Source organism: Halorubrum sp. ARQ200 (assembly GCF_005435115.1).
In the GTDB taxonomy this organism is placed as follows: Archaea; Halobacteriota; Halobacteria; order Halobacteriales; family Haloferacaceae; genus Halorubrum; species Halorubrum tropicale.
The window spans coordinates 393,735-403,804 of sequence record NZ_SGTZ01000002.1; the positions used below are offsets into that span (position 1 = coordinate 393,735).

General features: G+C 71.7%; 14 protein-coding genes. 9 read left to right on the forward strand and 5 right to left on the reverse strand.

Annotated features, from left to right (window positions below):
• Window positions 1-25: 25 nt before the first annotated feature.
• Together EXE50_RS05340 and EXE50_RS05345 are read left to right on the forward strand one after the other, a co-directional pair.
• A complete protein-coding gene (locus EXE50_RS05340) occupies window positions 26-1,093 on the forward strand; it encodes an mRNA surveillance protein pelota (protein WP_053770926.1) in 1,068 nt (355 codons plus the stop codon).
• A 420-nt stretch (window positions 1,094-1,513) separates the two neighbouring features.
• Window positions 1,514-2,143: a hypothetical protein gene (locus EXE50_RS05345; protein ID WP_137704531.1), complete on the forward strand. Its 630-nt coding sequence runs from the start codon at window positions 1,514-1,516 to the stop codon at window positions 2,141-2,143.
• 24 nt (window positions 2,144-2,167) lie between these two features.
• Here EXE50_RS05345 and EXE50_RS05350 read toward each other — a convergent pair whose 3' ends face one another.
• The 4 genes from EXE50_RS05350 to infB form a co-directional block, all read right to left on the reverse strand.
• Window positions 2,168-2,494 carry a hypothetical protein gene (locus EXE50_RS05350; RefSeq protein WP_121599779.1) on the reverse strand — a complete coding sequence of 109 codons (327 nt, stop codon included), beginning with the start codon at window positions 2,492-2,494 and terminating at the stop codon, window positions 2,168-2,170.
• Between the two features lie 72 nt (window positions 2,495-2,566).
• Entirely contained in the window at window positions 2,567-2,746 is a 180-nt protein-coding gene (locus tag EXE50_RS05355; RefSeq protein WP_053770923.1) for a hypothetical protein, read from the reverse strand.
• A gap of 60 nt (window positions 2,747-2,806) precedes the next feature.
• Window positions 2,807-3,115, reverse strand: a complete 309-nt coding sequence (locus tag EXE50_RS05360) for an amphi-Trp domain-containing protein (protein ID WP_053770922.1) — start codon at window positions 3,113-3,115, stop codon at window positions 2,807-2,809.
• Between the two features lie 59 nt (window positions 3,116-3,174).
• Window positions 3,175-4,968, reverse strand: coding sequence for a translation initiation factor IF-2 (gene infB, locus EXE50_RS05365; RefSeq protein WP_121599780.1), 1,794 nt, complete (start codon window positions 4,966-4,968; stop codon window positions 3,175-3,177).
• A gap of 160 nt (window positions 4,969-5,128) precedes the next feature.
• Between infB and EXE50_RS05370 the strand changes: the two genes are divergently transcribed.
• From EXE50_RS05370 to EXE50_RS05380, 3 genes are all read left to right on the forward strand, one after another.
• Window positions 5,129-5,374, forward strand: a complete 246-nt coding sequence (locus tag EXE50_RS05370; protein WP_053770920.1) for a PRC-barrel domain-containing protein — start codon at window positions 5,129-5,131, stop codon at window positions 5,372-5,374.
• A complete protein-coding gene (locus EXE50_RS05375) occupies window positions 5,374-5,832 on the forward strand; it encodes an NOB1 family endonuclease (RefSeq protein ID WP_053770919.1) in 459 nt (152 codons plus the stop codon). The genes EXE50_RS05370 and EXE50_RS05375 overlap by 1 nt, the downstream gene beginning before the upstream one ends.
• Window positions 5,833-5,963: 131 nt before the next feature.
• Window positions 5,964-7,064, forward strand: a complete 1,101-nt coding sequence (locus EXE50_RS05380; RefSeq protein WP_137704532.1) for a DUF2891 domain-containing protein — start codon at window positions 5,964-5,966, stop codon at window positions 7,062-7,064.
• On the opposite strand, the gene uppS is transcribed toward EXE50_RS05380, so the two are convergent.
• Complete coding sequence (gene uppS, locus EXE50_RS05385; RefSeq protein ID WP_053770917.1) at window positions 7,061-8,065, reverse strand: polyprenyl diphosphate synthase; 1,005 nt, start codon at window positions 8,063-8,065, stop codon at window positions 7,061-7,063. The genes EXE50_RS05380 and uppS overlap by 4 nt on opposite strands.
• 65 nt (window positions 8,066-8,130) lie before the next feature.
• Between uppS and lwrS the strand changes: the two genes are divergently transcribed.
• The 4 genes from lwrS to EXE50_RS05405 form a co-directional block, all read left to right on the forward strand.
• Entirely contained in the window at window positions 8,131-8,514 is a 384-nt protein-coding gene (gene lwrS, locus EXE50_RS05390; RefSeq protein WP_053770916.1) for an LWR-salt protein, read from the forward strand.
• 51 nt (window positions 8,515-8,565) lie between these two features.
• Window positions 8,566-8,934, forward strand: a complete 369-nt coding sequence (locus tag EXE50_RS05395; protein ID WP_053770915.1) for a hypothetical protein — start codon at window positions 8,566-8,568, stop codon at window positions 8,932-8,934.
• 62 nt (window positions 8,935-8,996) lie between these two features.
• Complete coding sequence (locus EXE50_RS05400) at window positions 8,997-9,716, forward strand: HAD family hydrolase (protein ID WP_137704533.1); 720 nt, start codon at window positions 8,997-8,999, stop codon at window positions 9,714-9,716.
• Window positions 9,717-9,750: 34 nt separating this feature from the next.
• Window positions 9,751-10,070 (forward strand): PadR family transcriptional regulator (locus EXE50_RS05405; protein WP_137704534.1); only part of this gene is annotated, 320 nt, incomplete at its 3' end.

Sequence of the window (10,070 nt, forward strand, 5' to 3'; positions counted from 1 at the left end):
TACGGGCGCGAGCGAACGCCCGGGCATGCGCATCTCCGAGCGGGGGTACGGCGAGGAGGGCCGGGAACGGCTCACGCTGGTCCCCGAGAACGTGGACGACCTCTGGCACCTCGCGCACGTCCTCGAACCCGGGGACCTGGTCGAGGGCGACACCACCCGGCGGATCCAGCGGAACGACGACCAGATGCGGGACACCGGCGGGCAGCGCGAGCACATCTTCGTCACGCTGGAGGTCGAGGACGTGGAGTTCGCGCGGTTCGCCAACCGGCTCCGCGTCGGCGGCGTCATCGTCGGCTGCTCGCGCGAGGACCAGCTCAACGCCCACCACACGCTCAACGTCGAAGAGCACGACGAGATAACCGTCGAGAAGCACTTCAAGCCGGACCAGACGGAGCGGTTGGAGGAGGCGACCGAGGCCGCGGAGAACCCCGACGTGGCCATCGCCACCGTCGAGGAGGGCGCCGCCTACGTCCACACCGTCCAGCAGTACGGCACGGAGGAGTACGCCTCGTTCACGAAGCCGACGGGGAAAGGCGAGTTCTCGCGGCCGCGCGAGGAGCTGTTCGCGGAACTCGGCGAGGCGCTCGCGCACCTCGACGCCGACGCCGTGATCCTGGCCGGGCCGGGGTTCACCAAGCAGGACGCGCGCGACTACATCGAGGAGGAGTACCGCGACCTCGCAGACCGGCTCACAACGGTCGACACCTCCGCGGCGGGCGACCGCGGCGTCCACGAGGTCCTCAAGCGCGGCGCGGTCGACGAGGTCCAGAAGGAGACCCGCATCTCGAAGGAGGCGAGCCTCATCGACGACCTGACCGAGAACATCGCGAAAGGCGAGAAGGCGACGTACGGCCCGGACGACACCGCCGAGGCCGCCGAGTTCGGCGCGGTCGAGACGCTGCTCGTCGTCGACGAGCGCCTCCGCACCGAGCGACAGGGCGACGGCGACTGGGACATCGACGTGAACGCGGTGATCGAGTCGGTCGAGCGGCAGGGCGGCGACGTGGTCGTCTTCTCCTCGGAGTTCGCGCCCGGCGAGCAGCTCGCCAACCTCGGCGGCATCGCCGCGATCTTACGCTACCGGCTCCAGTGAACGGCTGACGGTCGAAGTGCGGCGGCGCGTGCCTGCGAGCGGCCGCCACCGGCGGTCGCGAGGAGCACGCGCGAGGGAGTCGGTGGCGGTCGAGCGAAGTGAAGACCGCCAGCGACGAGGCTGGGGAGGTGTGAGGTGCCGTGCGGGGCGGGAATCGAAGGGGCAGCCGCGAGGCGGGCGCAGGTGACGCAAGGACCGCAACGAGGGAGCGAGGCGACCGAGTGAGGGCCGCAGCGAACGTGCGCCCGCCTCGCGGCTGGGGCTTCGGTGGCGTCCGTGTCGATCGCCAGTTTACAAGTGTCACCTTCGTACGGCCGAGCGACCGGGGCTTCGGCGCGCTCGGCCCGCGGACCGTCCACAACGAAACCGGTCACGTACGCGGCCGTGACCTTATGAGAGCGGGCCGCCAACTCCGGGTCGATGGCGGACCGACCCGGCGGTGACGAGAGTGTCTCGACGACCGCCGACCGCGAAAGCGCCGACGACGTGGACGCCGACGCGCTCCCCGACACCGACGCCCGCTCCGACACCGACGCCCGCTCCGACACAGACGTCCTCTCGGACGCCGAGGCCCTCCCCGACGACCTCGACGACGCGGGCGTCGACGAGGCGGTGAAGCGCCGGCTCCGCGAGGCGTACCTCAACGACGAGGAGAACGCGCTGATCGTCACGCGGGTGCGCTCCGTCGGCGACCGCGTCGCCGTCGAGATGCGCCCGCCCCACGGCGACGCCACGCACACCGAGCGGTTCGACGCGCCCCGCGACGGGTCGCTTCAGGAGTCCGAGGCGTTCCTGGGGTTCTTGGAGGCCGCGGGCGTCTCGCCGCTCGACGTCGACGAGCTCGTCGGCAGCCGCGTGCCGGCGACGTACGACCCGGAGACGGGCTGGCGGGTCGACGCCGCGTACCGTGGCGACGACGACGCCGAGGAGTCGGGGCGGCTCGCCGACGCCCGCGAGTGGCTGTGGACCTACCGGGCGTGGCTGCTCGCGGCGCTGCTCGTCGGCGGCGAGCTCGCCTTCGTCGCCGTGATCATCCTCGTGTACGCCTGAGCCGCGGACGCAACGCGCCGCGGCTCAGAGCACGCGGAGCCGGTATCCCTCGGCGGCGGTCTCGTCGGTGACGCGGCCCGTTTCCAGCGCCGCGTCGAGAATCTCGACGACGAACTCCTTCGGCACCTCGACGCCGATGAAGTCGGTCCCCTCGCGCGCCGTCGTGAGCCGCGCCATCGTTCGCTTCGTGCCGTCGTCGTTGTAGATGCTCCCCACGCGCTCGCCGTCGCGGCGGAACCGCAGCGTCACGTCGGTGGGTTCGAGCGCGTCGAAGCGCACCTCGAACACCCGGTCGTCGCTCTCCAGCCGCGCGAGGATCGCGCCGTCGTGCTCGACCACAGTGGTCTCCATACCCTCGCTACGGGCTCGACGCATATAACGGCGGCACGCGCTCGGGTCGCACGCGGGCGCGACGGGACGGCGTCAGGCCGCGTCCTCGGCGTCCAGGTAGCCGTTGACCAACTGCGGCGCCACGACGCCGACGAATAGCAGGACGCCGATCAGGACGGTGTCGCTCAGGCTCGTCGCGACGCGACCGCCGTACGCCAACGCCAACCCGACCGCCATGAACAGGAGGATGACCGCGTTCTCTCGGGAGACCATACGCGTGACTGGCCGATCGAACGGCAAATACTCTTCGGGCGTTACTCGACGCTGCGCCCCTCAGTCGACGGTCGGCGCCGTCTCGTCGGTCGTCCCCGGGATCTCGAGTTCGATCTCGAGCTCCTGTTCGCCGTACCCCTCGTAATCGATCTCGAGTTCGACGGGCTCGCCGAACGCGAACGGTAGCGTCCACTCGTCGCCGGTAAGGGTCAGCTCGTCGCCCGCCTGAAGCTGTTCGCCGACTTCGACCAGGAACCGGCCGGCCTCGGCGGCGGTCAGGCGGTACTCCTGTTCGAAGTCGCGGCCCTCTCTGATGAGGGTCAGGTCGTCTTCGGACTCATCTCGCGAGTCGGTATCCGTCTCCGTCATCTCCCGTCAGTTGCCGGCGCACGCGAATAAGCTGCGCGGTGGGGCCCCGAATGCGCTCGTCACTTCCCCCAGAAGGGGTCGCGCTTACGGCGCGTCTCCAGGTAGCCCTGGAGCGCCTCGCGCTCGTCGGCGGTGATCTCCTCTTTCAGCTCCTGTTCTAAGATCTTCGCGTGCTTCTCCGGCACCTCGGTCCAGAGCGTGTCGCCCTCCTCGATGCCGCGGCCGACGGTCGGCCCGTCGATGGCGATGCTGACGCGCTCGCCCGAGCGCGCCTCGTCGACGTCCTCGCCCTGCTTCTGAATCCCGGAGAGGCCGCCGACGCGCTCGAACTCGTTGCCCTCGAAGTAGCCGACGTTGCGGTTGTTCTGGAGCGTGCCCGAGATGACCTCGACGCCGACGACCGCGGGGTCGTTCTGCCGGAAGGTGTGGTCGGGGAGGATGCGGAATCGGGCCGGGCGCACCACCTTGTCGAGCACGGTCTCCTGTTGGGCGCGCTGCTTCTCCTCGACGTAGCGCTCGTAGTCCTCGACCAGCTGGTAGATGACCTCGTTCTTGAACAGCTTCACGTCGGCGTTCTCCAAGTCCGACTCCGCGTTCTGGAGGAGGTCGACGTTGAACCCGAGGATGGCCTTGTGCTCGTCCTGGTTCGCCGTCTCCGCGACCGCGATGTCGCGGGGCGCGATGTCGCCGACCTCGGCGCGAAGGATGGGGACCTCGGCCTCCCGGAGGGCGTTCGCCATCGCCTCCAGCGAGCCGAGGGTGTCCGCCTTGACGACGACGCCGTTGTCGGCCGTCTCGACCTCGATCTCGGCCAGTTCGGCCTTCACTTCGTCGACGACCTGATCGACGGTGCGGTCGCGGACGACGCGGACCGGCGCGCCGGCCATCGCCTGATCGAGGTCGGGGGCGGCGATCTTCACGCCGGCCGCGGCGCCGACCTCGCCGACCTTCTCGAACTCCTTTTCGGTGCGGATCTCCGCGAGCGGCCGCGGGCGGAGCAGCGCGCGGATCTCGGTGACGATCGGCTCGTCCTGCCCGCCGACGACGACGGTGTCCCCGTTGCGGATCACGCCGTCGTAGACGACGGTGTCGACGGTGGCGCCGAACCCGCGCTCGTCTTTCACTTCGAGCACCGTCCCCTCGCCCGGGCCGGTGACGTCGATGGCCATCTCCTCTTTCATGAACCGCTGGGAGAGGCCCATCAGGACGGTCAGGAGGTCCGGGACGCCCTCGCCGGTGAGCGCCGACAGCGGGACGACGCCGATGTTCTTCTGGAAGTCCTGGACGCGCCAGTAGAGGTCGGCGGAGAAGCCGGCGTCCGACAGCTGGCCGATGATCTCGTAGAGGTTCTCGTCGAGCATCGACTTCGCGCGCTCGGACTGCGCGTCCATGCTCTTCTGGATCGGGTCGCCGTCCTGCGGGTTCCACCCGGGCGTCGTGTCGACCTTGTTGGCGGCGACGACGAAGGGCGTCCCCGTCCGCCGGAGGATGTCGATCGCCTCCTCAGTCTGCGGCTGGAAACCGTCGTTGACGTCGACGACGAGCACCGCGATGTCGGCGAGCGCGCCCCCGCGGGCGCGCAGCGTCGAGAAGGAGTGGTGCCCCGGCGTGTCGATGAACAGCAGGCCGGGTAGATCGAAGTCCGACGGGTCGATCAGCTCGCCCGCCATCCCGGAGATGGTGTCGAGCGGGATGTCCGTCGCCCCGATGTGTTGGGTGATCGCGCCGGCCTCGCCCTCGCTGACGGCGGAGCCGCGGATCGTGTCGAGCAGGCTCGTCTTGCCGTGGTCGACGTGGCCCAGCACGGCGACGATGGGGGTTCGCAGGGTGTCCGCGTGTGTGTGGTCGGTCATATGTGATCGCCCCGAGAAGGTTATACCGTTTCATGCGCCCGGCCGTCAGTTAAGCCTTTCAAAACGCCGCGACGAACGGCGGCGGCGAGGGCGCGATCCGCGTCCGTCGCCCGTCCGACGCCCCGTGGCGTTTAATACCGTCGCCCGGAACCGTGGGGGTATGGTCGACATCCTCGCGGAGAACCTCTCCGGGAAGGCGGTGATGAGCTCCGACGGCACGGAACTCGGGGACCTGTACAACATCACGATGAACCTCGAGTCCGGGGAGCTGAACCACCTCCTCGTCAGCCCGCACGAACAGCTCAGACAGGAGCGCGTCGACTTCGAGTTCGACGAGATGGGGCGGCTCCGAGTCCCGGTCGCGAACGTGCAGGCGGTGAAAGACTACATCGTCGTCGCCCGCTGATGCAGGTCCTCGACTCGTCCGCGTTCATCCACGAGTACACGACCGACGAGGACGTGGTCTCCATCCCGGCGGTCCACGAGGAGCTCACCGGCGAGGTCGCGCTTCGGTTCGACGCGATGGAGGGCTCCGGCATGACCGTCCACGTGCCCGCGCCCGAGGCGGTCGACCGGGTCCGCCGGGCCGCGAAGGGCTCGGGCGACGCCGCGGAGCTGTCGGACACCGACGTCCGGCTCATCGCGACCGCCCTGGAGCTTCACGCGACGCTCGTCAGCGACGACTACGCGATGCAGAACGTCGCCGAGCGGCTCGACCTCCCGGTCGAGCCCATCGACAGGGAGGGGATCACCGAGGAGCGGGAGTGGCGCTTCCAGTGCGTCGGCTGTAACCGCACCTTCGACGAGAACAGAGAGCGGTGTCCGATCTGCGGCAGCGACCTCACGCGGAAGAACCCGGCGTGAGCGGGCGGGGGAGGTGACGCGGCCCGGCGGGAGGGTGCGGGCCGACGGGGTGACGCGGCCCGACCTGACGCCCGCGCCGCCCCGCCGCACGCGACCGACCGATTGAACAGGCGCGCCGCCGACCCGCCGCCATGAACGACTTCAAGGAGCTGTCGCCGGACGCGCTCCGGGCCGGCCGCGCGGACGCGCTCGACGACGCCGTCGCCGCCGCGCTGGCCGCGCACCCGCTCGACGGTGTCGAGACCGAGTACCCGCACTACCGGGGGACCGTGGAGGGCCCGGAGGCGCCCCCGCGCCCCTCGGAGACGCACCCCGTCTTCTACGGCTGCTTCGACTGGCACTCCGCCGTCCACAGCCACTGGGCGCTCGTCCGCGCGCTGCGGCTCGCCCCCGACCACCCGAACGAGGCCGAGATCGCGGCTGGCGTCGACGAGCGATTGACGCCCGAGAACGTCGCCCGCGAGGTCGACTACCTCGACGAGAACCCCGGATTCGAGGAGCCGTACGGCTGGTCCTGGCTGCTGCGCCTCGCCGCGGAGCTCGACCTGTGGGACGACCCCCGCGCCGACGCGTGGCGCGAGACGCTCCGCCCGCTCGAAGACCGGATCAGCCGCGGAACCCGCGAGTCGTTCCTCGGGGTCGACCGCCCGCAGCGCGTCGGGACCCACGGCAACACTGCGTTCGCGCTCGCCGGCGTCCTCGACTACGCGCGGATCGTCGGCGACGCCGCCCTCGAACGCGAGGCCGAAGCGGCGGCGCGGCGGCTGTACGCCGACGACACCGCCGCGGTCGTCGGCGCGGAGCCGGTCGGCTGGGACTTCCTCTCCCCGGCGCTCGTCGAGGCGGACCTCATGCGCCGCGTCCTCGGCCCCGACCCGTTCGCGGCGTGGCTCGGCCGGTTCCTGCCCGACCTCAGCGCGCCCCCGCACGACGCGCTGCTCGCGCCCGTCGACGTCGAGCCGGAGGAGGGCGACGGCGCCGCGATTCACCTGATCGGGCTCAACGTCTCCCGCGCGTGGTGTCTCGCCGGGCTGAGCGACGCGCTGGCGGATCGGACCGGCCCCGTGGCGGCCCGGCTCCGAGAGCCCCTCGACGCCGCGGCGCGCCGCCACGCCGAGGCGGGGGCCGCGGACGTGCGCACCGACGACTACGCGGGGTCGCACTGGCTCTCGTCGTTCGCGCTGTACCTGCTGACGCGGAACGAGGCCGGGATCGCGCCCGGCGCCGCTTAGTCGGCTCCCGACGGGTCGCGCGCGTCGCCGGTCCCGCCGTCGGTCCGACCGACCGAGTCGCCGTCGGTCGACCCGACGGCCTCGCCCTCCGCGATGCCGAGGGCGTCGTCCGAGAGGTCGCTCCCGTCGAGCCGGGGGACGCGCTCCCGGAGCCGGGCGGCGGCGGCCCGCGCCTCCGCGAACTCGACCTCGGCGAGCGCGCGCACCAGCGCGGCGGCCCGCTCCGCCCGGGCGCGCTGCCACGACTCCTCGCGCGACTCGTAGGTGCGGATCGCGCGCAGGAAGTCGGCCTCGGAGAACTCCGGCCAGTACGGCGCACAGAAGTAGACGGCCGCCTCGTTGCCGTTCGCGTGCCACGGGAGGAAGTTGGACGTTCGCTCGTCGCCGCCGGTGCGGACGATCAGGTCCACGTCGCGGATCGGCCGGTCGTACAGCCGCTCCTCGACGGTCTCGACGTCGACGTCCTCGGGGGCCATCTCGCCGGCGTCGACGTCCCGGGCGATGGCGCGCGCGGCGTCGAGCAGCTCGGTCCGGCCGCCGTACGCGAGCGCGACGTTGAGCGTGAAGCGGTCGTTACCGGCGGTGCGCCGCTCCGCGTACGCGACCGCGTCGCGGACCCGCGGCGGGAGGCGGGGCACGTCGCCGATAGCCCGGACGCGGACGCCCTGCTCGTGGACGCGGTCGGCGTCGGCGAACTCGCGCAGCTTGCGTTCCAACAGGTCGAAGAGGGGCTCTAGCTCCTCGTCGGGGCGCTCGAAGTTCTCCGTGGAGAAGGCGTAGAGGGTGAGCTCAGAGACGCCGAGGTCGGCGCACCAGTCGAGGACGCGCTCGGTGGTGTCCGCGCCGGCGCGGTGCCCGTCGGGGGCGTCGTCGCCGCGCTCGCGGGCGTACCGCCGGTTCCCGTCCTGGATGACGGCGACGTGGGCGGGGACGTCGTCGATCTCGCGGCGGAGGTGTCGCCGGTACGCGCGCCCGGCGAGGCCGCGGAGTCGGTTCAGCATCTTCCATGACTCAGACGGCCGAGCGGTATGTACTTTTATCCTCCCGCCGGTCCTTCGGCCCGCAGATGGAGGCCGCCTACGTCGTCAGCGTCGCGATCCGGCTCGACCCGCCGGCCGCCGCCGTCGACCCCGACCGCTTCGAGACGACGGTGGAACTCCCCGCGAGCGAGCCCGGAACCGACGGCTGGCTGTTCTTCCGCGACCGCCTGTGGCGCGGCGAGATCGGCGACGAGCCGTCGTTCCGGCGGTTGGCGGAGGAGCGGCTGGGGCTGGCGGACGCCGGGAGCGTCGAGGTCGTCGCCGCCGACTTTCGGGAGCTGCGCACCGACGGGCCGTACCTCGACGCGCTGAAGGCGGCGATCGCCGACGACCTCAGCCGGTTCAACGCCGACTCGGTCGACGAGGTCCTCCGCAAGTACCTCGGCTCGTCGGTCCACGTCCGGGGCTGATCCAGCGGGACGCAGCCCAGATTTATTCCCGCTCGCGGCGACGCGTTCGGTATGCGCCCTCCCCTCGACGAGACGACCGAAACAGGTTCGGACGGGTCAGGCCGCGCGGGCGGGACCGCCGGCGACGAGACCGCCGGCGACGCGGCCGGTCGCGGCGCTTCCGGGGACGCCCCCGAGTACGACGCCGCCGACCGCTACTGGGTCGTCAGGGAGGCGGTCGAGGACGCGCTGATGAACGTGTTCTGGACGCTCGCCCTGTTGGGGTTCGGCCTCGCGCTGCTGGCCGGCGGCGCGCTCGCGGTGCTCGAAAACGGTGGCTCGCGGATCTCGGTTCTCGTCGGCGTCGCCCTGGTCGGTCTCGGCGTCGGCAACGTCGCCGTCGCGCTCGACGTGCGACTCCCGTTCGTGAGCGCCGACTGAGCGCTCGAACCGTCGCCGGAGCTTCACAACGCACTTACCCGGTGGCGGCGAAAGGACGTGGAATGCGGATCGCCGACTACGATTTCCACCTCTTCGACCTCGACGGGACGCTCGTCGACGCCGAGTGGGAGTACACCCGGACGGTGTTCGACCGCGTCGGCGACCGGCTCGACCGCGAGTTCTCGGACCGCGAGGCGCGCGTCCTCTGGCACGGGCTCGGCGGGTCGCGCGCCGAGACGCTCCGCGGAATGGGGGTCGACCCCGACGCGTTCTGGCCCGCGTTCCACGCCGTGGAGGACCCGGTCGCCCGCGCGGAGGCGACGTACCTCCACGACGACGCCGCGCGACTGCTCGACCGCGTGGGCGAGGTCGGCGGGCCGACCGGCCTCGTCACCCACTGCCAGGAGTTCCTCGCCGAGCCGGTCCTCGACCGCCTCGACCTCGGCGGCCGCTTCGACGCGGTCGTCTGCTGTACCGACGAGACGGGCTGGAAGCCGGCGCCGGACCCGATAGAGGCCGCGACGAGCGAACTCGGCGTCGACCCCGCCCGCCACCGCGGCTACTACGTCGGCGACGGCGAGAGCGACGTGGCGGCCGCCTGGAACGCCGGCCTCGACGCGGTCCACGTCGAGCGCGTCGGCCATGACGAGCGCGGCCGCTGTATCCTCGGGGACCGGCGCGTGCGCCGCCTCGACGAACTGGTCGGCGGCGAGGGCCGGACCGACGCCGGCCGGAGCGGCGACGACCCGCTCGGCGCCGGCGAGCCGGTCGACGCGTCGTGAGCGATTTATCCGCCCGCGGGGCGAGGCGCCGACCATGACGAAGTGGTTCCACAGCGGCCGGCGCCGCGACCTCTGCGCGCTCCTGTACGACCACGGCGAGCTGCGCGCGCAGTCGGCGAAGAGCCGGCTGGAATCGCATTACGACGAGCGGATCGACCCCGGGTCCTTCTACGGCACGCTCTCCGCGCTCGTCGAGGCCGGATACCTCGACCGCCGGGCCGAGGGGATCGCCGACGTGTACGCGCTCACCGACGCGGGCGAGGCCGCGCTGCTCGCCCACTACGACTGGCTCGGCGAGCGGATCGAGGGCGGCGACGGGGACGACGGCGACGGGGACGACGGCGACGACGGAAG